The 25,086-nt window shown below is 47.1% G+C and carries 20 protein-coding genes; 11 read left to right on the forward strand and 9 right to left on the reverse strand.

Annotation, left to right across the window (positions count from 1 at the left end):
• Nucleotides 1-39: 39 nt before the first annotated feature.
• From astA to L5L77_RS04385, 3 genes are all read left to right on the forward strand, one after another.
• Nucleotides 40-1,059, forward strand: a complete 1,020-nt coding sequence (astA, locus tag L5L77_RS04375; RefSeq protein WP_105250266.1) for an arginine N-succinyltransferase — start codon at nt 40-42, stop codon at nt 1,057-1,059.
• Nucleotides 1,060-1,068: 9 nt separating this feature from the next.
• On the forward strand, nt 1,069-2,529 hold the full coding sequence (gene astD, locus L5L77_RS04380; protein WP_263184500.1) for a succinylglutamate-semialdehyde dehydrogenase: 1,461 nt from the start codon (nt 1,069-1,071) through the stop codon (nt 2,527-2,529).
• Between the two features lie 209 nt (nt 2,530-2,738).
• Entirely contained in the window at nt 2,739-3,542 is an 804-nt protein-coding gene (locus tag L5L77_RS04385) for a DUF1338 domain-containing protein (protein WP_212599655.1), read from the forward strand.
• A gap of 103 nt (nt 3,543-3,645) precedes the next feature.
• Here L5L77_RS04385 and L5L77_RS04390 read toward each other — a convergent pair whose 3' ends face one another.
• The 4 genes from L5L77_RS04390 to crp form a co-directional block, all read right to left on the reverse strand.
• Complete coding sequence (locus L5L77_RS04390) at nt 3,646-4,974, reverse strand: ATP-binding protein (RefSeq protein WP_131523982.1); 1,329 nt, start codon at nt 4,972-4,974, stop codon at nt 3,646-3,648.
• A complete protein-coding gene (locus L5L77_RS04395; protein WP_131523983.1) occupies nt 4,971-5,645 on the reverse strand; it encodes a response regulator transcription factor in 675 nt (224 codons plus the stop codon). The genes L5L77_RS04390 and L5L77_RS04395 overlap by 4 nt, the downstream gene beginning before the upstream one ends.
• Entirely contained in the window at nt 5,626-5,973 is a 348-nt protein-coding gene (locus tag L5L77_RS04400) for a PepSY domain-containing protein (protein ID WP_105250261.1), read from the reverse strand. The genes L5L77_RS04395 and L5L77_RS04400 overlap by 20 nt, the downstream gene beginning before the upstream one ends.
• An 82-nt stretch (nt 5,974-6,055) precedes the next feature.
• Nucleotides 6,056-6,691, reverse strand: coding sequence for a cAMP-activated global transcriptional regulator CRP (gene crp, locus L5L77_RS04405; protein ID WP_006080082.1), 636 nt, complete (start codon nt 6,689-6,691; stop codon nt 6,056-6,058).
• A 431-nt stretch (nt 6,692-7,122) separates the two neighbouring features.
• On the opposite strand from crp, the gene L5L77_RS04410 reads away from it, so the two are divergent.
• Nucleotides 7,123-7,902, forward strand: coding sequence for a tetratricopeptide repeat protein (locus L5L77_RS04410; RefSeq protein ID WP_105250260.1), 780 nt, complete (start codon nt 7,123-7,125; stop codon nt 7,900-7,902).
• 112 nt (nt 7,903-8,014) lie between these two features.
• On the opposite strand, the gene thpR is transcribed toward L5L77_RS04410, so the two are convergent.
• Nucleotides 8,015-8,560, reverse strand: a complete 546-nt coding sequence (gene thpR / locus L5L77_RS04415) for an RNA 2',3'-cyclic phosphodiesterase (RefSeq protein ID WP_198571946.1) — start codon at nt 8,558-8,560, stop codon at nt 8,015-8,017.
• A 200-nt stretch (nt 8,561-8,760) separates the two neighbouring features.
• On the opposite strand from thpR, the gene L5L77_RS04420 reads away from it, so the two are divergent.
• The 7 genes from L5L77_RS04420 to L5L77_RS04450 all read left to right on the forward strand — a co-directional run bounded on the left by L5L77_RS04420 (nt 8,761) and on the right by L5L77_RS04450 (nt 18,292).
• Nucleotides 8,761-10,980 carry a putative bifunctional diguanylate cyclase/phosphodiesterase gene (locus tag L5L77_RS04420; RefSeq protein ID WP_263184498.1) on the forward strand — a complete coding sequence of 740 codons (2,220 nt, stop codon included), beginning with the start codon at nt 8,761-8,763 and terminating at the stop codon, nt 10,978-10,980.
• A gap of 103 nt (nt 10,981-11,083) precedes the next feature.
• Entirely contained in the window at nt 11,084-13,657 is a 2,574-nt protein-coding gene (gene hrpB, locus L5L77_RS04425; RefSeq protein ID WP_263184496.1) for an ATP-dependent helicase HrpB, read from the forward strand.
• 91 nt (nt 13,658-13,748) lie between these two features.
• Nucleotides 13,749-16,067, forward strand: a complete 2,319-nt coding sequence (gene mrcB, locus L5L77_RS04430) for a penicillin-binding protein 1B (RefSeq protein ID WP_198572030.1) — start codon at nt 13,749-13,751, stop codon at nt 16,065-16,067.
• A gap of 159 nt (nt 16,068-16,226) precedes the next feature.
• On the forward strand, nt 16,227-16,505 hold the full coding sequence (locus L5L77_RS04435) for a peptidylprolyl isomerase (protein ID WP_006084190.1): 279 nt from the start codon (nt 16,227-16,229) through the stop codon (nt 16,503-16,505).
• 89 nt (nt 16,506-16,594) lie between these two features.
• Nucleotides 16,595-16,990 carry a DUF2391 family protein gene (locus L5L77_RS04440; protein WP_006080091.1) on the forward strand — a complete coding sequence of 132 codons (396 nt, stop codon included), beginning with the start codon at nt 16,595-16,597 and terminating at the stop codon, nt 16,988-16,990.
• 158 nt (nt 16,991-17,148) lie between these two features.
• Complete coding sequence (locus L5L77_RS04445; protein WP_006080092.1) at nt 17,149-17,379, forward strand: hypothetical protein; 231 nt, start codon at nt 17,149-17,151, stop codon at nt 17,377-17,379.
• Nucleotides 17,380-17,590: 211 nt separating this feature from the next.
• Nucleotides 17,591-18,292, forward strand: coding sequence for a DUF3581 domain-containing protein (locus tag L5L77_RS04450; RefSeq protein WP_263139755.1), 702 nt, complete (start codon nt 17,591-17,593; stop codon nt 18,290-18,292).
• 76 nt (nt 18,293-18,368) lie between these two features.
• Here the strand turns inward: L5L77_RS04450 and L5L77_RS22715 are convergent, their stop codons facing one another.
• The 4 genes from L5L77_RS22715 to dsrO all read right to left on the reverse strand — a co-directional run bounded on the left by L5L77_RS22715 (nt 18,369) and on the right by dsrO (nt 24,974).
• Nucleotides 18,369-19,673, reverse strand: a complete 1,305-nt coding sequence (locus tag L5L77_RS22715; protein WP_317629702.1) for a PAS domain-containing methyl-accepting chemotaxis protein — start codon at nt 19,671-19,673, stop codon at nt 18,369-18,371.
• Between the two features lie 303 nt (nt 19,674-19,976).
• Nucleotides 19,977-23,084 (reverse strand): tetrathionate reductase subunit A, encoded by a 3,108-nt coding sequence (locus L5L77_RS04465; protein ID WP_263222152.1) that lies wholly within the window; start codon nt 23,082-23,084, stop codon nt 19,977-19,979.
• Between the two features lie 35 nt (nt 23,085-23,119).
• Nucleotides 23,120-24,202 carry an NrfD/PsrC family molybdoenzyme membrane anchor subunit gene (gene nrfD / locus L5L77_RS04470; protein ID WP_025008365.1) on the reverse strand — a complete coding sequence of 361 codons (1,083 nt, stop codon included), beginning with the start codon at nt 24,200-24,202 and terminating at the stop codon, nt 23,120-23,122.
• The gene (dsrO, locus tag L5L77_RS04475) at nt 24,192-24,974 is read right to left on the reverse strand and encodes a sulfate reduction electron transfer complex DsrMKJOP subunit DsrO (RefSeq protein WP_263184494.1); all 783 of its coding nucleotides are present in this window, start codon (nt 24,972-24,974) and stop codon (nt 24,192-24,194) included. The genes nrfD and dsrO overlap by 11 nt, the downstream gene beginning before the upstream one ends.
• Nucleotides 24,975-25,086 lie beyond the last annotated feature (112 nt).

The raw sequence follows: 25,086 nt of genomic DNA on the forward strand, positions 1-25,086 counted from the left end.
GCCTTGATGCACGGTAAGCCAAAGTGAGGAGACACTAAGATGTTAATCATACGTCCTATTCAGGCTGGTGATTTTGAGGCCTTATATCAAATTGCCGAAGAGTCTGGTCATGGTTTTACGTCATTACCTGTGAATGCGGATCTGCTCAGACATAAAATTGCTCGAGCAGAAGCCTCATTCGTCAAAGCCGTAGAGACTCCCTTCGATGAAGGTTATCTAATGGTGCTGGAAGATACCGATACCCGTGAAGTGGTGGGAACGTGCGCCATCGAAGCGGCGGTGGGAATGGAAGATGCGTTCTACCATTATCGACTCGGTACCGAAGTCTATCATTCTGAGCAAATTGACGTGCGTAACGAGGTCGAAACACTCACCCTTTGCCATGACTACACTGGCGCTGCTGAGATGTGTACGCTGTTTTTGCGTGAAGCATATCGCAAGGGCAACAATGGCCGCATGTTATCCCGCAGTCGATTTCTGTTTTTAGCTCAACATGCGAAGCGTTTTGGCGAAACTGTGATTGCCGAAATGCGCGGTGTAAGCGACGCCGAGGGGCATTCACCTTTTTATGGTTGGTTGCAAAAACACTTTTTGGGCATAGATTTTATTCAGGCGGATTATCTTTCTGGCTTAGGTAAAAAGGCATTTATGGCCGAAATGATGCCACGAAATCCTGTCTACGTTTGTCTGTTGCCGGAAGAAGCGCAGAAAGTGATTGGCGAAGTGCATACCAATACCCGTCCTGCATTAAGTCTGCTGCAGGCCGAAGGTTTTAGATGCCGCGGTTATGTGGATATTTTTGATGGTGGTCCAACGGTTGAGTGTCGTTTATCGGACATTCGCGGCGTGCGTGAAAGCCGTTTATTAACCGTCGATATTGGTGACATGGTCGAAGCCGACACTCAATTTATTATCTCAAATACCCAATTAGCCAATTACCGAGCGACGTCTGCCGCATTGGCCGTGGACGACAAATCCGAACATATTATCATTAGCCCTGAGCTGGCCGCGGGTTTGCTACTCGCAAAAGGCGATCAAATCCGTATTTTGGCAATGTAGGAATAATCAATGACACATTATATTCAAGGCCAGTGGCATGCTGGCAAAGGTCATGACGTGACCTCAATTAACCCTGCCAATGCACAATCTATTTGGACCGGTAAAACGGCCACTGCAGAACAAGTTAATGCCGCCGTTGATGCCGCGCGCGCCGCACAGTTTGATTGGTTTATGTTAGGTTTTGATGCGCGTTTAGCCATAGTTGAAGCGTATCGCAGCCAACTCGAAGCCAATAAAGCGGAACTGGCAGAAACGATTGCCCAAGAAACCGGTAAACCTCAGTGGGAAACCGCGACTGAAGTCGGCGCCATGATAGGCAAAATTGCTTTATCGGCTGCGGCTTACAATAAACGTACGGGCACAGAAGCCAATGATACGCCATCAGGACGTGCGGTTATCCGCCATAAGCCCCACGGTGTTGTGGCGGTGTTCGGTCCTTACAACTTCCCTGGTCATTTGCCGAACGGCCACATAGTGCCTGCGCTGTTGGCGGGGAATACCGTGATTTTCAAACCTTCAGAGCTCACGCCTAAAGTCGCCGAGTTGATGGTCAGCCTATGGGATAAAGCGGGTCTGCCTGCTGGCGTGCTCAACTTAGTCCAAGGTGAGGTGGATACGGGTAAAGCACTGGCTTCTCACCCGCAGCTCGATGGTCTGTTCTTTACCGGCAGCTCACGCACAGGTCATTTTTTACATCAACAATATGCCGGTCATCCAGGCAAGATTTTAGCACTTGAGATGGGGGGCAATAACCCACTGATCATTAAAGGTGTGCAGGATATTAAGGCCGCAGTGCACGATATTTTGCAGTCGGCTTATATTTCATCTGGCCAACGTTGTACTTGTGCGCGCCGTTTATATGTCGAGCAAGGCGAGCAGGGCGATGCGCTGATTGCCATGTTAGTCGATGCGGTTAAACAGATTAAAGTCGGTCCTTGGAATGCGCAGCCACAACCTTTTATGGGCTCAATGATTTCTGAAACAGCCGCTAAGGGTATGGTTGCGGCGCAGGCGAATTTGCTGAACTTAGGCGGTGTGTCTTTGGTCGAGTTGACCCATCTAGAAGCGGGTACAGGCTTAGTGTCTCCTGGCCTTATCGATGTGACAGCGATCGATGCATTGCCGGATGAAGAATACTTTGGACCTCTACTGCAGCTAGTGCGTTACAGTGATTTCGATCAAGCGATCAAATTGGCTAACCAAACGCGTTACGGCTTGTCTGCGGGATTACTTGCCGATAGCCGTGAAGATTATGACTATTTCCTCGCGCGTATTCGTGCAGGCATTGTTAACTGGAACAAACAAATCACTGGCGCATCTGGCGCGGCACCTTTTGGTGGCGTAGGGGCTTCGGGTAACCACAGAGCGAGTGCTTTCTATGCCGCCGATTACTGTGCTTATCCGGTCGCTTCGGTCGAGGCTGATGCCGTGAGTTTACCCGCGACATTAAGCCCAGGTTTGAGCTTGTAAGCGGGTAGAGATTTGACTTTTATGCGGTAAAGAATATGTGGGAAAGAGGAGGAAGGACTAATGTTCTTCCTTTTTAATAACAAGCAGTAACGTTACTTGAGTTTCTACTGTGGGTATGTGTGACGCTACAACAGTGGCATTTAGGTCGTTACATTTAGTGTTCGCGGCAAAATAACAGCAATAACCGCAGCACAATAAAAGGAGTTTTTATGCATACCGACATCAACGCGTTATTTGCCGCTCTGTGGCAAGACTATATTCAAATGACCCCTTCTGCGGCAAAAGTGCACGCGTTGTTGGGTCATGGTAAGCCGATCATCAACGACCATATTGCCCTGCGTACTTTCAATATCGCTAAGGTGAATTTGGACGTGCTAGCTAAGCATTTCACTTCGTTAGGTTATGTACCTTGCGGTGATTATAAGTTTGAACAGAAAAAACTGATCGCTAAGCATTTTGAACATCCAGATTCGACTCAGCCTAAAGTGTTTATCTCTGAGCTGTTGGTTGAAGAATTTAGCCCTGCGTTGCAAAAAACTATTCAAGGCTTAATCGCCCAAGTGGATGCTGCAGCGACAACGGCGGACAACTTTATTTACTCAGGCCGTCATTGGTCTTTAGATGCTAAAACCTATCAGGACTTATTAACTGAGAGTGAATATGCAGCTTGGGTAGCGGCTTTTGGTTATCGCGCTAACCATTTCACTGTGTCTATCAATCACCTCGATGGTTTTGAGACTTTAGAGTCAGTGAATGAAGCTCTGAAGCAAGCGGGCTTTGTGCTCAATAGTTCAGGTGGCGAGATCAAAGGTTCGCCAGAAGTCTTGTTAGAACAGTCTTCGACTATGGCTGATAAGATTGGTGTTGAATTTACTGACGCGACAGTGGAAATCCCAAGCTGTTTTTATGAGTTTGCGCTACGTTATCCTATGGCTAATGGCGAGCTCTACACAGGCTTTGTGGCGGCATCTGCCGATAAGATTTTTGAAAGCACCAATGTGAATAAAGCCTAACGTCCTCAAATTGCTTTCTGCATAAAAAAAACGCCATCAATTCGATGGCGTTTTTTATGGATATTTCAAACAAGGTATTTAATACGATTGGCATAACCTGGGGCTAGCTAAATGTCAGCTCGATCCTCAATCCACCTAAGCGAGTGCTGTGATTAAACTGCAGCTCAATCTCGTATTGCTCGGCAATTTCTTTCACTATTGATAATCCTAAACCGTGACCCATCACAGACTCATCAAGCCTTGTTCCTCTTTGTGTGAGCTTATCTAGCTCATCATCAGCAACCCCTGGACCATCATCATCAATACAAAGGCAGAGACGCTCTTGTTGACGCGATAGCTGAATGCTGACTCGGCTCTGGGCCCATTTAAAGGCGTTGTCTAGCAGGTTGCCTAAGAGCTCCATGCCATCTTCCCTGTGAATAGGCAGTCTGAGAATATTGGGATCGAGTTCGAAATCACATTCAATGGATTTATTGCGGTGAACCTTATTTAGCGTGTTGGCTAGGCTATGTAAATCCCTAGGGATCACCAATTGCGCTGCGGGGAGCATGTCGCCAGTGATCCTCGCGGCAGCCAGTTTACGCTCGACCATCTTGTGAATCGAATCAAGTTGTTGCTGCAGGGCAATGGCAGTTTCAGGATCTTTGAGGCCAAGAGCTTCAACCTGTTGCTGCATCACGGCAAGAGGCGTTTTGAGCCCATGGCTCAAATTACCTAAGTTATTGCGGCTACGTTCAATTTGCTTGGCTGTGTACTCAAGTAGTTCATTATAGGTTTTTGCTAATGGTTGTACTTCGGGAGGAATATTATTGAGCTCCAGCGCGTTAATTTCCCCTTGTCTTAGCCGAGAAAGCGCGTGCTGTATGTGCTTAACTGGCTTAAAGGATTGACGTAGGATCAAGAATATCCCCGCGATCATAGCAACTAACATCGCCAGATTGACACCAAGCTTAGTGCCATAAACTTCGCTAAACACGCGTCTACCGATACTCAAATCTTGCGCAACGGTTAAGGTGGCGCTGACATTGGCACTGCTGGAATTTAATCCCAGTGATAACAACTGCATATCGTTATTTTTTGGCCCTTTAGCTTGCCAGACGCGGGTTTGATTCGGTGCCAGTGGCTCGATATCTAACTGCATATCCCACAGGGAGCGTGAGCGAATCACTTCATTTGGCAGGTTAAGCTGAAAATAACGGCCTGAATAGGCGGGCTTGTAGAAACTGGAAAGCTGGCTTTGATCTATGCTGATCTCCCCATCGTGGATATGGGTTGCCAGCATGATATGTTCGAGATCTTCTTCTAAGCGATTGATAATAGAGTCGTGGAAGGCCTGACGTAGCATGGACTCAAACAGTATCAGTCCAATCACAGTACCTAACACGAGTAAGCCAGTTAACCATAAACTGAGCTTAGTGCGGATCGAGATCATTCAATAATGCCGTGGAAGATGTAACCTTGGCCGCGACGGGTTTCGATCGTGGTTTTACCCAGTTTCTTGCGTAGATGTGTGACATAAACCTCGACCACATTACTCTCTTTTTCATCGTCAAACTGATAGAGCTTATCGGTTAGCTGCGTCTTAGATAACAGCTTCTTAGGTGACATGAGGAAGATTTTTAACAGCCTGAATTCCATTGCTGTGAGTTCATACAGCTGCTCGGCCACTTTTACTGTTTGCTCTGCTTCATCTAAAACCACGCCACCATAACTCAATTGTTTACTTGAGGTGTTTAGACGACCATGTGCACGGTGGATTAAAGCTTGGATTCGGGCCAATAATTCCTGGGCGTGGAAAGGTTTACCTAAGTAATCGTCGGCGCCAGCATTAAAACCTTCTACTTTTTCATGCCATTGGCTGCGGGCAGTCAGCATGATGACTGGAGTGCTGATCCCTTGATTTCGCCAGCCTTCGAGCAGTTCGAGGCCGTTGCCATCGGGCAAACCTATGTCTAAGATTACGCAATCGTATTGGGTTTCTTTGATCAGATAATCGGCTTCAAGCGCTTTGTCTGTAATATCGGTTACATAGCCAGCGAGTTTGAGTTGTTTCTCCAGCTCGGTGACTAGCATTGGGTTATCTTCAACGAGTAACAGTTTCATGTTTTCGACATTCGCTCGGTAGTGCTATTGATTGATCGGCTTGACCATTTGTTGCATCAATACTGAGATTAACGATTTGGCCACGCTGAACTTTGATTTGCAAATCATAGCGCCATTTATGATCTTCTTGATAGAGATGAGCATCAATTAGTTCACCTTGGCAAAATTGGTTTACTACGGCGAGTGTACCGTTTAAGGACAATATTTGCCCAGAGTTAACTAACGCCTTGGCTTGATAATGTTCTAATTCAATAGGTTCGGCATGCAAGATTATTGGATGCACCAGCGTGAATAGGCTGAAAAAACAGATTAAAAACAGCCGTTTCATTTGAGCTCCCCAATAAAAAATGGCCTAGAATTTATTCTAGGCCACTTTAATAAGGCAGGCTTAAATCAAGCTGAAGACTAACTTAACGGGTACCGTATACCACGATTGTCTTACCATGAGCTTGGATCAAATTCTGTTCTTCTAACATCTTCAAGATACGACCCACAGTTTCCCGTGAACAGCCAACGATTTGGCCTATCTCTTGACGAGTGATCTTAATCTGCATGCCATCAGGGTGTGTCATAGCATCAGGTTGTTTAGCCAGATGTAATAGAGTTTGAGCAATACGGCCTGCAACGTCTAAGAATGCAAGGTTACCCACTTTCTGGCTGGTACTTTGTAGGCGATAGGCCATTTGCGCAGACAGCTTCATCAGAATTTCAGGGTTAACTTGAATTAACTGTCTGAATTTCTTATATGAAATCTCAGCGATTTCACAAGCTTGCTTAGCACGAACCCAAGCGGTACGTTCGGCTTGTTCTTCAAACAAACCTAGTTCACCGATAAAGTCACCTTGATTCAGATAAGAAAGGATCATCTCCTTACCTTCTTCATCTTTAATCAATACCGCTACAGAACCTTTTACTATGTAATAAAGGGTATCTGAGTCTTCACCAGCATGGATAAGAGTGCTCTTTGCAGGGTACTTATGAATGTGACAGTGTGATAAAAACCATTCCAAAGTTGGATCAGGTTTTGGCTTACCAATCAGAGCCATGTTGGTGTTCCTCGATTGATTAAAACGAAAGTAAGAGTATTCTAAATAAGCATTTTACGTCAATTAAACTCACAAAAACTTGATGGAAGTCTTAGTTTAGAATAAGTGAATAAATGCAATTAACCATCTAAAATTAGAGCTTATTTTGCTACTTTAGTGATTTAAGTCAACTAAATCGATATGAAACTCGCTGGATTCACTTAACTCTGTCGAGTTAATCACATCTTACCAGTCTATTTCAGCAGTTTTATTATAGATTATGAATAAAATATGCCACTAAATTACACAATAACATGTTTCACTTTTTAAATTTGACATTCCATTTGGCTTAGCTTCCCCCATTATCCTGAGGTTTGTGTGTATTTAGGCTCGACTTATGGGGTTAATTCTGGCTAACTTTGAGGGCAGTTGTTTTTAAGAGAGGTAAGCAAGTGAAATACAGATTATGGGTTTTAGGTGCAGGTTTAAGCTTAACAATAGGGCTGAGCTCTGCGGCGCACGCATTTTCTATCCCGCAGCCAGCAGCTGAACTTGCGGCCAGTAAGTTTGTGCATATTCAGGTGACGGCAGAGCAAGGTGATGCCGATGCTCAATTTTTGCTGGGATTAATGTATCTCTCTGGACGTTTTGTGTCGCAAGAAGTGCCGACTGGATTGCACTGGATCTCACTTGCCGCCGAACAACAGCATGAAAAAGCGCAGCAAACCTTAGCGGATCTGTCATTTGAAGGCCAATTGATCAAGCGTGACTTGTCAGTCGCTGAGCATTGGTATAAAGCGTTGAGTGAGCAGGGCAGTCGTTGGGCTCAATTCCGTTTAGGCTTTATTTATGCGTCTGGCGGTGACGGTGTGCAGCGCAACTGCGGTAAAGCGGTCGAGCAATTTTCCCAAGTGGGTGATGATGTTGCTTTGGGCAATGTGGCGTGGATTTTAGCAACTTGTCCCGAAGCAGAATATCGTGATGGCAATAAAGCGGTCGAGTTGTCCTTAAAATTACTCAAAGTGAATGAAAACGATCCTACAAATCTTGATAATTTAGCCGCGGCTTATGCGGAGTTAGGCGATTTTGGTGCTGCTATTTCGACGCAGCAGAAAGCGATCGAAGCGTTGAAAATGAATGCTGAAATGACTAAGACTGATGAGTTTATGCTGCGGTTACAAACCTACGAGCAAAAGCGTGCCTATCGCGAAACCTTACGTTTACTCGAATAGGTATTTCTTCATCATCGCTCTCTAGTTAACTGCTATTTTTATTTTAGTATTGATTCATAAGTTTAAAAATAAAGCCTGAGTGGATACTCGGGCTTTTTGTTTTTGATTAAGGTTAACCGAGTGTCCAAGAATCCAGAATGTGATATTCGACACCCGTGCTTGTGCTTTTTGAATGATATAAATGCAAATTATCGGGCGTTAACGTCAGCGTATTCATACCTTTGAGTTGCAATAAAGCCGACTCATCTAGTGTCCATTGTTTTGCTTTTCTAAATAAACTGATGTGCGGGCAAAAGCTGTGCTCACTCCGATGTAATTGCAGTAGGTCGGCAATTTCTTGCGTCTGTTTAGCTAATTGCGCTAACGGCGGCTCAATATCATCGCCTTTCAAGCAAGATACTTGCGCATTGGGCCATACATCGAGCTGGTTAAGCCGAACGCTAAATCTTGGTTTCACTAAGCGGTCAACCGCATCAAGGAGGGCGATTTTTTGCTCGTTGTTAGCTTGACCCATAAAGCAGAGTGTTAAATGCAGATTGCTGACACTCACCGCTTTCGCCTCTGGATTAAGGTGGCATATCAATTGCTGCTGCAATTCACTTAGATATACCCTTTGACTATCTGTGGGAGCGAAGCCGAGAAATAGCCTTTGTTGCATCGGTTTATCATCCTTTTGGAGCGCTTAATATGGATTATCTCAGCGAACACTTTGACGTTAAGCGCATTTGAGCGTTAATCTAGCTGTTGAATTTATCAGCTAATTTGTGACTCAAGCAGACGTTTAATTTACTGTGAGCCTATACTTAATGCACGTCGATAATACCTTAAATGGATTTTTAGGTAAGGAAGAGACTTTTCATGTCAGTAGGTTTAGCTAATCCACTCCAACAGGCTTTGGTCAGTATTTTTAGTGAATCCCCGCTAGAAACCTTAGAGCAGAATGTTGACAGAGCGCTTGAGACTATTACTTTGCAACTGCATTGTGACGGGGTATTTGTATTAACCGGAAGCCAGTCACTGGATCGTTTACGCACGCGTAATCTGTATTTAAAACCTCAATTTGCCCAAGGCCAACAAACCCGAGTCTGGCCCTTGGCACGAATGCCATTTTTTCGCTCTCTTGTCCGTACTCCGCGTCTATTAAATCTGGCTGATGTGAATACCTTACCTGCCGATGCTCAGGCTGAGCGGGCTTTATTAAGGGATTGGGACGTCAAGAGTCTATTAGTATTGCCGCCAGTCGTGTTTGGCGAAACTCGTATTGCCTTGGGGGCCGTTAATTGCTCCGAATGTTGTGAATGGAGCGAAGAGTTTATAAGTGAGTTTAATCACGCCGCTGTGATGATTGGCTCTGCGATGGAATTGACGCGTATTGCTTTAAGCATGCTTGCCAGTGAACATAAATACTGTGAAGTATTCAACCAGTTGCCCTTAGCCTGCGCCTTGTTAGATAAGCATGATCAATTGACTATGCTGAATAAAGTCGCTCTGCAAACCCTGCCAATTCAACATGGCTATGATTTATTCGACATGGTGCGTGAGGAAGAGCACGCCATGCTAACCGATACCTTACATGTGGTACGAGAAGGCGTGCTCGGCCAAGCTTGGTGTGAATTACCTTTAAAATCAATTCATCAATTAACTTGGTTGAAACTGAGTTTTAGCCAGATTAGCGGCGATAAAGATACTTTAGTCATGATTGCCGAAGATGTCAGTGAAAAGTACCGCTTAGCCGATGAGTTATCCTTCCATGCCAATTATGATGCACTTACGGGTTTACCTAATCGGCTACATTTCGAAGCCCTATTAGAAAACCTACTACATGCCCACGACGATATGCCTATTTGCGTGGCATTTCTCGATTTAGACCAATTCCAAGTCATTAACAATATCAGTGGCCATAAGGCGGGCGATAAGCTGCTTTGCCAAGTCGCATTACGTTTGAAACAGCTCGTACGTAAAGGCGATATTGTTGCCCGTTTAGGGGGCGATGAGTTTGGTATCCTGATGCATTACTGCAATGTGGACTCTGCGAAACAGATTGCTAAGCGGATTTGTACCCAGTTAGCAAATCATGAGTTTATTTGGGAAAGTCGTAGTCACAATGTCAGTGTCAGTATGGGGATTGCTAGGCTAGATAAAAAATCCGCCGATATTTATACCGTCATGAGTCAAGCTGACGCTGCTTGTCGATTGGCGAAGGATCAAGGCCGAAATGGCTGGCATTTATACAGTGCGAGCGATCCTAAAATGAACCGTCTCTACACCGAGATGATGGCCTCTGTAGATATCGTCGGCGCACTCGCATTAAACCAATTCGAGCTTTATTTTCAAAGCATAGTGCCGTTAAACCGCGAGGAAACTGGTTTACATTTAGAGATCCTACTGCGTATGGTGCAGACTAACGGCACTATAGTGTCTCCTGCTATCTTCTTACCCGCCGCCGAGCGATACAACTTGGCTTCTAAGGTTGATCTTTGGGTGATCGATAATTTGCTCAAGTGGGGTGGCAGTCATTTAGATATTTGGCAGCAATTGGATCTAGTGTCTGTGAATCTGTCGGCAACCTCTTTGGGCGACCATGAGTTTATGAATTGGCTAGAAATGCGTTTGATGGCCGAACCTGAGCTGGTGGATAAGCTTTGCATCGAGATCACAGAAACCGCGGCTGTGAGTCAGCTCGATCAAGCTACAAAGTTACTCGAGATACTTCGTCCGCTCAATTGTAAATTAGCCCTCGATGACTTTGGTGCAGGCTTTTCTAGCTTTGCTTACCTTAAGCGCCTCAATGTGGATTTTGTAAAGGTTGATGGCCAATTTGTCGTCAATATTTGCGAAGACTCTGCGGATCAGGCGATCGTAAAATCCATCTGCCAACTTGGTCAAGATATGGGGTTTGATGTGGTTGCTGAATTTGTCGAATCCCAAGAAATAGGTTGGAAATTGCAAGCCTTAGGCGTCGACTATGCTCAAGGTTACGCCATCAATAAACCGATACGCTTAGCTGAACTACAGTCAGGGCTCAGTCAACCTTGGCTCGAAAAGCGTGAGATTTTTGCTCCCTATCCACAGCTGTAATCTTGGGCATGGCAGCCTTGAGCGGTTACGTATGTCAGCACTGACTTGATAATGTTTGCTGCGAAATGGTACTCAAAGCCGATTGTTAGTACACTGACGCCCTGTGTTGGCCGCTGATGTCTTTTTCTTGAACTCTCTACCTATTCATAGCTTATTAGCACCGCTGCGCGCGGCTTTTTCTCGTCACGCTCAAGTGATCCTCGAGGCACCGACAGGTGCGGGTAAATCAACGGCGTTACCTTTGGCTATGTTGGATTGGTCAGAAATCAGCGGACGCATTTTAATGCTCGAACCGCGGCGTGTCGCGGCGCGTAGTGTGGCGCACTATATTGCCAGCTGTCGCCAGCAAAAGGTGGGACAAGAAGTCGGCTATCGCGTCCGTGGTGAAGCTAAAATCAGCGCCAATACCCGTTTAGAAATTGTCACCGAAGGCATACTGACGCGAATGATCCAACAAGATCCCGAGTTAACTGGGATTGGAATGATCATCTTCGATGAAATTCATGAACGTCACCTCACAACAGATTTAGGTCTTGCCCTAGCGCTCGAAGTGCAAGCTTCACTGCGGGACGATTTAAAGATATTAGCTATGTCAGCGACGCTATCTGCTCTTGCCTTAGCTGAACTCATGCCAGAAGCGGTGACCTTGCACAGCGAAGGCCGGAGTTTTCCTGTCGACATCGAATATCGCCCTGTGCCAACTCAGCAGCATTGGATCGATCACCTCGGCCGCTGCGTGCTCGAACTGGTCTCGGCCAGCAGCAGTGCCAGTGTTGATAAAACGGCTGCCAATAATGCCGTGCTCGTGTTTTTACCCGGTAAAGGGGAGATCTTACGATTACAGCAGTTTTTGCGCGAGCGCTTAGCGGACGATGCCTTTTTGATTTGCCCTCTTTATGGTGAACTTTCGGGTGCTGAGCAAGATAGCGCGATTGCTGCAACTATAGATGGCCGGCGTAAAATTGTGCTAGCCACTAACGTGGCGGAATCGAGCTTAACCATTGAAGATATAGGGTTTGTTATCGACAGTGGCTATAAACGACAAGCGAGTTTTAACCCTAAAACCGGCGTCACCCGCTTAGGCTTGAAACGTATAAGCCAAGCTTCGGCAACTCAGCGTAGTGGTCGCGCCGGGCGTTTATTAGCGGGTGTGTGTGTTCGCCTGTGGAGCCAAGAAGAACATGGCCGCATGCTCAGGGCCGATGAACCCGAGATCAGCCAAGCGGATCTGGTGGCTATGGCCCATGATTGTGCTTACTGGGGCGCAAAATCTTTTAGCGACTTGATGTTGTTAACGCCGCCACCAAGTGTGCATGAGGCGCTGGCGTGGAAACTGTTACAAGATTTAGGCATGGTCGATGCTCAAAATAAACTCACTCCCCACGGTAAAGCGGCCTACGAGCTAGGGTGTCACCCAAGGCTTGCTCATATGTTATTGGGCACAAAAAGTTTGGGCGCAAACAATGGGGGAGTCAATAATGCTAACGAACAAGCAACGCAATTGGGCAGTTTGGCCTGCTTGTTGTCGGGGGTTTTAGAGGCGCGCGGTTTGCCTAAAAAGGGCGCCGATATCATGAATTACCTACACTTTGCCTGTCATGGACAAGCTGGGCAACAGGCAAAACAGTGGCAGAAAAAGCTAGGATTAGCGGCGGATTTGTCTAAGATAGCGACCCATGCACACCACAGCGATGTGGGGTTATTATTAGCACTTGCTTATCCGGATCGTATCGCTAAAGCCCGCGGTGTTGAGGGCTACCAATTAGCCAATGGTACTGGCGTCGTGCTCACAGCCGATGATGCATTGGCGCAAACGCCGTGGATGGTGGTGGCGGATTTTCAAGAAACTGAAGGCAGAAACGCTGGGCGGATTTACTTAGCGAGTCAGCTTCAGCCAAGCTTGTTCGACGGCGAGCTAAAAGGTTTGCTGGACATTCATGAGATTTGTGGCTGGGATGAAGCTAAAGGTCGAGTGATTGCGCAGCGCCAATACAAGGTCGGACAAATTTTAGTAAAAACCGAGACGATTGCTAAGCCTGAACGTAAGCAAATTGTCGCGGCCTTACTGGGCTATATTCGCCAGCAAGGATTACAAATCCTCAATTGGAACGCTAACTTAGAACAGTTTCAATACAGGCTCAAACTGGCAACTGAGTTTGACGTGGGCAGTGACTGGCCCAAGGTTGATGATGAAGCATTATTAGCGAGCCTAGAAACTTGGCTGGCGCCTTACCTCGAAAATGTGAATAATCTGCCGCAATTAGTTAAGCTCGATTGCTTTGGTTTTGTGGCAAACTGTTTGAGCTGGCAGCAGAAACAGCGACTTGACGAGTTATTGCCAACTTCCTGGCCGTTAGTCACCGGTACCTCTGCGCCAATAGCATACGACGAGTCTGGGCGTGCGCTACTGCGTGTACGTCTGCAAGAAACCTTTGGCATGGCGCAGAGTCCTATGTTGGCGCAGGGTAAACTAAAGGTGACGATGGAATTACTCTCTCCGGCCCAGCGCCCATTGGCTTTGACGGCGGATTTAGCCAGTTTTTGGCAGGGACCTTATGTGGAAGTGAAAAAGGAAATGCGCGGTCGATATCCAAAACATCTGTGGCCAGACGATCCTGTGAATACACTGCCGACAAAATTTACCAAGAAGAAAACCTTGGGTTTAGCTCAGCCCTAGCACCACGCCGATGGTTTTATAACATTTTGTTATGAAACACTTTGATTCGCACCACGTTAGCTTTGTGCCTATGGCTGATGTCTTTAAATGCATGAATGATGAAGTAGATATGACAACTAAGACGACAAAAAAATCACCCGCTTCCCGTCGGGCTAATCATGGCCGCGGTTTATTTCGACGAATTTGGTCTATCAGTTGGAAATTAGGCTTGGCTGGATTAGCTGTAGTGACTTTCTACAGCATTTATCTTGATCAAATTATTGCGCAAAAATTTGAAGGCCAAAAATGGCATTTGCCAGCGCAGGTGTTTAGTCGTTCTATGGCGCTGTACCCCGGTGCGGCAGTCAGCCATCCGCAAATGATGGCTGAGCTTAAGTTGCTCGGCTATCGCAAAGTCGCTAACCCACGCCAAGTGGGAGAGTTTTCGGCATCGAGCACTCGTATTGAATTGTGGCGTCGGCCGTTTTTGCATCCAGAAGGCGATCAAGTCGAACAAAGAGTCATGATCAGCTTTGACAGCAATGGCATCAGTTCGGTCACTCGAGTCTCAGACAAGCGTCAACTCGCCATATTCCACCTTGAGCCTGTATTGCTCGACCGCATTATTACTGGCGATGGTGAAGACAGGCTGTTTGTGCCGACCGAAGAAATGCCGAAGTCGATTGTGCAGGCGTTACTGCTGGTGGAAGATCGTAGTTTTTATGAACACCATGGTGTGAATCCCTTCGCGATTGCGCGCGCGGCTTTTGTGAACATCAGCGCCGGTCGCACTGTGCAAGGTGGCTCGACGTTAACTCAGCAGTTAGCGAAAAACTTTTTCCTTTCGAGTGAGCGTTCCTTGCTGCGTAAGGTTCGCGAAGCCTTAATGGCGGTCATTATTGATTTTCGTTACAGCAAAGACGAAATCCTCGAAGCGTATCTTAACGAAGTGTATATGGGGCAGGATAAATCCCGCGCCGTCCATGGTATGGGGTTGGCCTCACGTTTCTATTTCGGCCGTCCTATCAGTGAGTTGACTATCTCCCAGCAGGCATTCTTAGTGGCTGCGATTAAGGGACCGTCTTACTACAATCCATGGAAATATCCGGATCGTATTCAAGAACGCCGTGATCTGGTATTGCGCTTGTTAATGGATGCGGGGGATTTAACCACGGCGGAGTACAAGGTGGCGGTAGAGTCACCCTTAGGGATCCGTAATCTGAATAAACCAGCACATCAAAAATTACCTTCTTTCTTCGCCTTGGTAAAACAGGAAGTGAACGAGCGTTATGGCGATGCGCTATTGAAGCAATCTGGGGTGAAAATCTATACCACGCTTGATCCTATGGCCCAAGAAGCCGCCGAAATTGCGGTGACTCAAACCCTCAAGAGCTTAGATAAGAGCAATAAATCATTGCAGATTGGTATGGTCGTGACCGACAAATACACGGGCGGTATCGCGGCTATGGTCGGCGATAAAACCCCAGGATTTGATGGCTTTAACCGCGCAGTTGAAATTCGTCGTCCTATTGGCTCGTTAATTAAGCCTTTTGTGTATGCTACGGCTTTGGCACCTAATAGCCAATTTACCTTAGCGACTCCTCTTAAAGATCAACCTATTACCTTAAAAAGCGAGCAAGGTAAGACATGGTCACCACAAAACTTTGATAAGAAGTTCAGTGGTCAGGTGCCTTTGTTAACGGCATTGAAAAAGTCGATGAACGTACCGACGGTAAATCTTGGAATTGCTGTGGGTGTGGATGCGGTCGCCACAACATTGGCTAAATCGGGTTGGCAGGAGCCGTTAAACGAGTATCCCTCCATGTTACTCGGCGCCGTCAATGGCTCGCCATTAATGGTAGCGCAAGTGTACCAAACCTTAGCTGATAGCGGTGTTTACCGTAAGTTAACCACAGTGACCGCTGTGCTAGATTCTGATAAGAACCCATTGCCAGTGACGCGATTGCCTAAAGAGCAAGCTATAGCACCTGAGACAGATTTCTTAATTCAATTTGCTATGCAGCAAGTGGTGAATACGGGAACGGCGACGCGTTTAGGTAATGCTTTCCCTGGCGTTGGACTTGCGGGTAAGACTGGCACCAGTAACGACAGCCGCGACTCTTGGTTTGCGGGCTTTGATGAGCGTAATGTCGCCGCCATTTGGGTTGGTCGTGACGATAACGGCAAAACCAGTTTGTATGGTAGCAGTGGCGCCATGGCCGTATATCTTGCCTTCTTAAAGGAACGTCCACCTATTAGTCTGCGCTCAATTCCAGTGAACGGCGTAGTGAAGGGCTTTTTTGACCGAGATACAGGTGTGGCTAAGGAATCCACTTGCAGCAATGTCGATGCGCTTCCGGCATTAGCTGCGACCTATCGTCCAGTGAATAACTGCGGCGACCCTTTGCAGTGGTGGCAGAAAATTTTCTAGGTTAATAGGGTCGATAATGGGCCAATAACGCACTTATGCGTTGGATATAAAACCTTTTAGTCAGTAGAACCTGTGCCGATGGAAGTGGTGTGATCGAGGGCAAACTCGGGGCGCCAATCTTCCCTTTGCACGGGACGTTAATCCAAAGTGAGAAATGACATGTTTAAAACCGCTGCCGCTGTGCATATTTTAGTGAAACACAAAGAACAGGCTGAGGATATTGTTAAGCAGCTGAATAATGGTGCTAATTTTGCTGTGCTCGCTAAGCGTTTTTCCTCTTGCCCTTCGGCCAAAAAAGGTGGCGATTTAGGCGAGTTCAAAAAAGGCCAAATGGTGCCACAGTTCGATAAGGTTGCATTTTCAGGTGAATTACTGGTGCCACATATAGTGAAAACTAAGTTTGGCTGGCATGTGGTTAAAGTGCTGTATCGCACTTAAACCGCAGGAATAAGCCCCAATGTAGCGTCTCTTAGCCGCACGTCATTTTCGGCTAATCAAATGGATTGGAATATTAAGGAGCGATGAGCATGACCTTTAGTTTTAATACCGAAGATGCGAGCCAAGTTTGCGTGGGGGCATTTGCGCTGGCGGTGCCCGTGGCATTTTCAGAGGAAGCTTGGCATCTCGGCGAAACCTTGCCTGTGCTCAATCTCGCCATGCTCTTTAGTTTATCGCTGTTATTTCTAGGGGTTTTTACTTACCACAGTGTGTTCCAGCAAAATATTAGTGCCAGAGTCCCTGTGTTTATTTTCCGCATCGTAGTGGCGTATTTGCTCACCGCGCTGGTGGTTTTCCTCGTCCTGCTGTGCCTCGATAAAGTGCCTTTTTTTGAAGATCCGCTGACCTCGATAAAACGGATTATCGTCATCACTATGCCAGCCTCTATGGGCGCCATTGTGGTGGATAGCTTCGATAAGGAATGATGCACCTTAGCCAAACCTCATGACTTTTGTCACTGGTGGATTAGGGTTATTTTGCGCATACTCATTCCCATACTCTGACTTTGATTGATGTCTAGAGTCGAAATAAGCCTGAGTTTTTAGCCTGATAACAATAACGCCACTAAATAAAGGAAATGACTATGAATACTGGAGCCCTCGCTTTACTTATCCCGATACTCGCCATTGTTGGCGGATATGTGGTCGCGATTATGAAAATCCGCGACAAGCAAGGTGTGTCGAGTCGTGAGCAAGAGGCCGAAAATCAAGCCTTGCGGGCCGAGTTAGCTACCTTGCGTCAGCGTGTCGAAGTGCTAGAGCAGCTAGTCACTGACGATAGTTTTCAATTGAAGCGTGAATTTAAACAAGTCTAACTATTTGTTCCTTGTTCAATGGAAGGCGCTAGCCTGTTAACCTAAGTTAATACCCTTGTAATTTGTTTGGCTTTACAAATGTGGGCAGGGTGTTACTTTGTACATCTTCCGTGGGATCAAGTCATCGGGTGAGTTAAATACCTAATTTAAGGTAGACTCGTGATAATTTTGTTATCCATCCTTGTATTGAGTTATTACAAATAGAGTTTATATGTTTCTAGCGCCTTATTTTTCCGAGCAAAATCAAGCCATTTCCGTTTCAGCACAACAAGCCAGCGACTTCGCGAAGAAAATTGCGCAGGACTTTAATCCCATACACAATGTGGGCGCAAAACGCTTTTGCGTGCCGGGAGATTTACTGTTTGCCCTAGTATTGACTCAATATGGCCTGAGTCAGAGCATGAAATTTAGCTTTGCGGGTATGGTGGGCGCGAGTGTCGAACTGCAATTCCCGGAACAAGTGAGCGAGAGTTTTTCAATTCGCGATGGCCGCGAAAAAACCTATCTTAATGTGAGCCGTCAAGGCGATGTAAGTTGTTGCGATGCGCAGACAGAATCCTTTATTCGTCAATATGTTGCTTTCTCTGGGCATAATTTTATCGATATCCTGATCCCTTTGATGAAACAACATCAAGTGATGATCAACCCAGACCGACCTTTAGTGATTTACGAAAGCATGTCGTTTGATTTAACCACCCTCGATTTTGTGCAAGTGACCTTATCACTCGTTGACCAAGATTTAAAAATCGATGGTAAACGTGGCGATGTGACACTGCACTTTGAATTACACAGTGGCGATACTTTAGTCGGCACAGGTATCAAAACCTTAGTCATGAGTGGCTTACGCCCTTACGACGAGGCGCTGGCGCAGCAAATGTGCGCCACCTATGAAGGTAGTAAAACTGATTATTGATTGACGGAACAATTGCATGGCGTTTTATCGATAGATAAAACGCCATGCAATCCTTGCGTGATGAAATGCGAGGGGATTAATGACCGTTGATTGAAAGTTGAGAGACGATTTGTGAGACGTTTTCTGCCCCGTTGCGTATTTCTCCCATCACCAAAGTTACCTCGGCTAACTGTTGTTTCCCTTCCTGTGCGATACCTTCAACTTCGTTCATCATGTCTGTTGCACTTGTGGTGAGCTGGGTATTTTTAGTGACTACGGCGGCAATTTCACTGGTTGATTTACTGGTTCTGGAAGCAAGCTGCCTCACTTCATCGGCGACAACGGCAAAACCTCGGCCTTGTTCCCCCGCTCGTGCGGCCTCAATTGCGGCATTTAATGCCAGTAAATTAGTTTGATCGGCAATCGAGCTAATGGTCGCGACTATCGCTTGAATACTTTGAGATTGTTCATTGAGTTGAGTTATCGCCAAGGTCGCTTTATGGGTTTGCTCGGCAATAGCATTAGAGGTATTTACCGTCGCATTGAGTAAATGTACGCCTTGTTCTGCTTGCTCGACGGTACGTTGTGACGTGGTCAGTGCAATATTGGCGGCTTCACGTACAGCGTGGCTTTGCTCGATCCGTTTGCTGATATCGCTCGCAAATTTAATCACTTTAACCACTTTACCTTGCTCATCCATAATAGGATTGTATGCCGCTTCTAACCAAATCGAATCGCCATAAGCATTTTTACGTTCAAAGAGACCGCTGCTATATCGACCTTGCTTTAGGTCGTCCCAAAAGTGTGGATTTTGTCGATAAAACTCATCAAAACAGAAAATACGATGGTGTTTACCAATAATCTGCTCTTTGCTAAAGCCCATTGTCTTTAAGAAGTTAGTATTGGCTTTCAAAATCGTGCCATCGGTAGTGAATTCAATAATGGCTTGCGAGCGATTCAAGGCATTAAAAATGGCCGCTTGGTCGTCAAGTTGGTGCTTATCTTCGGTGATATCAACAGCTGTTTTCATTATTTTAACGACTTTACCTGCCTGTTTGATTGGGAAGTAAATGGCTCTAAGCCAGATCTCTTGGCCATTTTTATTCACTCGTGCAAAATTACCTTCCTGTGGATGACCTGCTTTTAGATTGCTCCAAAATTGCTGGTAGGTAGCAGAATTACCATAAGCCGCCGAGCAAAATAGCTTGTGATGTTGGCCTACGACTTCATTAAGTGAATAACCTACCGTTTTTAAAAACAACGCATTAGCATCGAGAATTAAACCATCAGGCGTAAATTCTACTGTGGCAATACTGTGCTTAATCGAGTCGATGATCGACTCCGCCTCTTGGCGTTTACTTTCGCTCACTTCTAGGCTTTTACGTAATGAAGAGTTGAACACTGAGATACTCCTGATGAGTCTAACTGACTCAAAAACTGCAGTTCTTTATTGAAAGCTCGATATTTCGAGCTAGATATACTGATAAATATAGCTGTGATTTTAATATGTGGTTTATTTCTATGAAACGCGTGATCGGGATCTATATACCTAAATTGAGTAAAAAAGATCACTATTCCTCGGTTTATTCGCGAATAGGCATAGCTAGAAAGCATTAATGATGCGATTAGACTTAATCAGATTGAATTAACGCTAAAGAAAAAGCTGCCAAAGGGCAGCTTCTTAAGTGTCATCTATGCTCGGCGGTTAGCTTAGTTTTTCAATCTTAGCTGGTAGCCCTTGTCTGGCCGAAGCGCCACTTGCCCAATCCACCAGCGGGTAGCGGCCGTGGCGACTCGGATCAAACAGATTCAAGTCGTTCATATTGATGCCGACTCGGATCAGCGGATTGGCGGCGATTTTAAGGTTGTCGATCACTACGTCCCGCGCGCCGAGTTCCTTATGGCCATAACCGTGTTCGATAGCGATGCAGTCAGGGTGCACTCCGGCAACACATTCCACTAAGGCAATCACGCTGCCGTTGGACGTGCTGATCTTGACCGTGTCACCTGTGCTGATCCCAAGTCGACTGGCGGTCTTCTCGTTCAGTCGTACTGGATTATTAGGGTGCACTTGGCGCAAACGATCCGAGCCAATACTCATAGAGCTCATGGTGTGGGATTTGTAACTGCTGATCAGCAAAGGCCATTGTGATTTATTAAATGCCTTATCGAGCGGTGTGCCATTGGCTAAGGCGGGTTGATATAAGCGTGGGCAGCCACTCATAAATTCCCCTGTGAGACTGTTACGGCGACTGCCCACTTCGGGATTCCACAGCATCATAGGTTTTGGCCAAACCTTGGTTGGATTCCCCACTTCATCCCGTGCACCGCTCATATTTTCAAAGCGGCCGCCGCGGGCAAATAAGTAGCTGACTTTTTTGACTTCATCTGGCTTGAGTCTGGCGTTGAGCTCACTTTGAATACGACTCACACCGCTAAGATACATGTCCTCAGCGTTAATATCGGCGACGGCTTTACCCAAATAGGCTACATTGGCGGCGCCATAGAGTGAGTAATCCGCTGCGCGCGTTAACGGATGTAAGCTGCCATCTGCTGCCTTAACGGCATTTTCGCCAAAGCCAGGTAGTTGCAGTTTTATCGCCACTTGGCTCAAGAAAGATTCCATGCACACCACATCGCCACTGGCCATTTTTGTGACCCTTGGTTCGACAATCGGCCAGCGACCTGTCGTTTCCTTCGTCAGAGTCCCATGCCAAGAAGGGCTCCAACCCCATGACTCGTAGGTTAAGGTGTCGGGCACGATATAATCCGATAGCGCCGAGGTTTCGTTAATAAAGCTGTCGATACTGATAAACAGTGGTAGCACTTTGGGATCTTTCAGTTGTTCACCAATGGCTTCACCTAGGCCCGCTTGACCATAAATCGGATTGCCCATGTGGTTAATCCATGCTTTGAGTCGATAGGGATAACCGTGCACCGCCGCGGTTAAATGTTCGCCCAATAAGGGCGATGAAATCGGGAACCAAGGCTCCTTAGCAGGATAAGGCGATTCGCCCGCTTCGACTTTACGGCGATACTCTGAGGTTTTCTCGTAGGGGAATTTAGATCGCGATAGGAATATGCCCTTAGGCTCGACCATGCCGTCAAACTCCTGCAGATTATACCTTGGGCCTTTACCAAAGGCGGGAAAGGAACCGCCGGAAGCTAATGCGCCACCTTTTAAATTGATGTTACCTATCATGGCGTTGAGCATCATGATTGCCCACGCGCTATAAAAACCATTGGCGCTCATTGTGCCGCCGTGGGAGATCACTGCGGCTTTAGTGCCATGGCTGGTAAATTTATCCGCAAGGGCGATAATTTGCGCCTCGCTGATATCGCACTCCTTGGCATAGTGTGTTATCTCGAAGCTCTGCGCCGCTTCACTTAACAGTTGGAAACTAGATTTAACCGCAATCATTCCCTTAGGTGTGTCGACGCTTTGGTCAACGTCGAGCTTAGCTTTCTGACTTTGGCTAGCCAAAACTATCTTGCCACTCGCGGCATCGACAACCAACTGCGAGTCTTGCTCGCCATAGGCTTTGCCGTCGAAAGGTAAGCCAAGATCGCTGGCAAAGAGATATTGGCCATATCTTGGATGGGTCGGTTCGCTGACGATCAAGAAACCTGCGTTACTAAAACCACGGTAACCTGATGCTTTTGCGGCATCGACATTGGGCGCACTCAAAAAATCGGCGGCATAGCGCTCGTTATCAATAATCCAGCGCAACATGCCCATGGCGAGGGCCGAGTCGGTGGCGGGGCGGATCGGCAGCCAAGTATTGTTACCCGCGCAAGGTTGATTCGAGGTATTGGGCAGCATGGGCGACACCACCACATAACTGAAATTGGTGTTATTCACCCGCGCGTTAGCCAATTGTCTTGCTTGGCGTTTAAAGGGATTGCCCGATTGTTGCGGTGAAGTGCCGATAAAGAGTAAAAATTCACTATGATCCCAATCGGGTTTTAAGTGGGCGTATTTTTTCAAATCATCCAATAAAGCGCCCGCTCCAGCACGGTAGGTAAATCCACAGTAAGCGCCGTGGTTGGCAAAGTTGCGCGTGCCAAAGCTGTTGAAGGTGAAGCGTTTGATAATGGCATCGCGGCCTTCATCTGATGCGTTTGAGACCAGTAACTGGTTGGCCTTAGGGCCGTATTCTGGATTATTGGTATCGAGCGGCGTGGCGATATCACGAATCGCTCTTAAGCCTTCGACTTGGCCCTCACCAAATAAATCACCACCTTCGACGACTTCATTCAGCAATTGCTCAAAGCTAATGCTCTGCCATTGGCCACTGCCGCGCTTACCCACGCGTTTAAGGCATTGGGTAACGCGGTGTGGGCTATCTAATTGTTCTAGCATGGCATTACCGCGGGCGCAGGCGGTGGAACGTCCTTGCAGCCCCTGTTCTTGAAAGGCGCTAAGCCCAACAAAGGCGGTTTTGATCGGTGTATCGAAATCGATATGTTCCCGCGATGACAACGGATGATAAGGATTGCCGCTGATACGGATGATTTTATCGGTTTTTTGATCGATACGAGCGCGCACGCCGCATTTGGTCCAGCAACCTAAGCACATAGTATTGGCGATGCGTTGATCGTCATTGCTGATTAACTGACCTGACTGTAAATCGACTTTGTATTCAGGTGCTAAGGAATTGCCGTGCAGCGGATCTTGGGTTGGTTTTCCTGAGGTACCATTGACGACACCTTTACCTATTTGCGCTAATGTATGGCTATAACCCGCAGCAAATAATCCCACACCACCCGTGACAGCGGCCCCTTTGATAAAACGACGTTTACTCTTATCCATGATGGACTCCTTAATTCTGTAAACTATTTGGGTGCTCAGCGAGCAAGTTTTGCCGCAGGCGTGTGGCGAATAAGTTCGGAGACCAGCGCCATTAATGCTAACCAGAGGCCGAAGGTACCGGCTATGCCTAATAGCCCTTCAGGTCCCCAAGGCAGTTGATAGAGATAAGTCCCCGCACCGTATTTAGGATCGGTTTGCGCTTGAATTAGCACTATCCAGCGAAATCCCCACGCAAGGTGAATGGCCGTGAGGCTGACGATTAGCATTGCCATATTGGGTAAGTGACGAATGGCGAGCATCAGTGCCAGCACGGCGAGTGTGACCAGTACCCAAATCGCAGCAAGTTGCCAGCTTGGGCTGGTTTCAAGCAATAGTGCGGCTTCAGGGGCCGAGCCCTTATCGAATAACGCCCAGCCGATAAGGCATAGGGCGAATAGACCAAAACTCGCTCTTACCCAGAGTAATAGGCTGTCTTGGGTGCGCTGTTGGTAGCCCTTTAATAGTCGATTCAATACCACCAAAGTGCCACAGGCGGCGAGCAGGGCACTCATTGCCATCAAAGGTGGAAGCCAATAGGTATGCCACAGTGGCCGCGCCTTAATGGCCATGGTTTCCATGCCAGTGTAGAGGGCGATACTGCAGGCACTCAGGGCCGTGATCAGTGCGATCGGCTTGATGAATTTGTCACTGTTCCAATCACCAAATCTCAGTAATTGGCCTATTTTATTCACCCAATCTGAGTCTTGATTCGTGGTGTGCTTAGGCAGATATTGACGCAGTAGCAGCCAAGCAAACACTGCGCTGGTGCCCGAGAATACGGGCAGTAAAAAGGCGCCATACCACATCCAAGAATCAGGGCGAACTTGCGCATAAAAATGCCAAGCCCGCAGCGGTTGGTGTAAATCGGCGAGTAAGGCGATAGGGGCGACTATGCCTGCGGTTAACATTAAACAGGCGCAGAGCTTCAGCAATCTGTCATCGGGTTTGGGTTGGCTAAACAAATGTATTGTCGCTACCCATACGCTGGCGTAGGCGAGCCCCATCATAAAAAAGTATTGTACTGCCCAAGGTAGCCAAGTAATGGCGATATCAGGGGTAAAGATTTCTTTAATGACCATGGTGGATCCCCTCGCCAGTATCGGTAAGTAAGGTTCTAACGGGGGCTTGGCCGCTAATCTTGTCCTGAAAAGCGCTGCTCATGCCGATGTAGAACACCCGTGGCGCAGTGTTGGCCGTCGGTTTGAGCACCTTGATGTCGGTTTTGTTGGCGGCAAGCAGTTGGCTTATCTGGCTGTTGGGATTATTCAGATCGCCAATCACACGGGCTTCTCCTACGCAGGTTTCGACACAGGCAGGCAGTAACCCTGCATCTAACCTGTGGGCGCAGAAGGTACATTTGTCGGCGGTATTAGTATCGTGGTTGATAAAGCGCGCATCATAGGGGCAGGCTTGCACGCAATAGCCACAACCAACACACCATTCATTGTTGACGACCACTATGCCGTCCTTGCGCTGGAAGGTCGCGCCCGTAGGACAAACGGGGATGCAGGGCGGGTTTTCGCAGTGATTACAAAGTCTTGGCAGCATTAAAAACGCAGGCGGAGTGGTATTTTCCTGCTGCGAGACTTCATACTGCTGCACTGTGGTGCGAAATTGCCCGAGGGGTGGTTGATTCTCGATAGTGCAAGCGACGGTACAGGCTTGGCAGCCCACACAGCGGCGCAAGTCAATTACCATACCGTAACGTATACCCACTTGCCCTTCGCTGGCACTATGCATTTGAGGGCTGCGCTTATCATCCTGTGCATACACTTGCACGACAGGGATGAGTGCGGCGCCAACACTGACGCTGGCCATTTTGCCGAGAAACTGGCGTTTACTCTTGTCCATACAGATTTCCTTCACTACTTGCAGATGGCGAATAAACTGGCTCATAGACCTAGAGTTAAGGTTTATGGCGAGGTTTACAGGCATTCTGTAAAAGGGGAGGCGGCATAACTAT

Source organism: Shewanella sp. SM29, from assembly GCF_025654245.1.
GTDB lineage: Bacteria > Pseudomonadota > Gammaproteobacteria > Enterobacterales > Shewanellaceae > Shewanella > Shewanella oncorhynchi.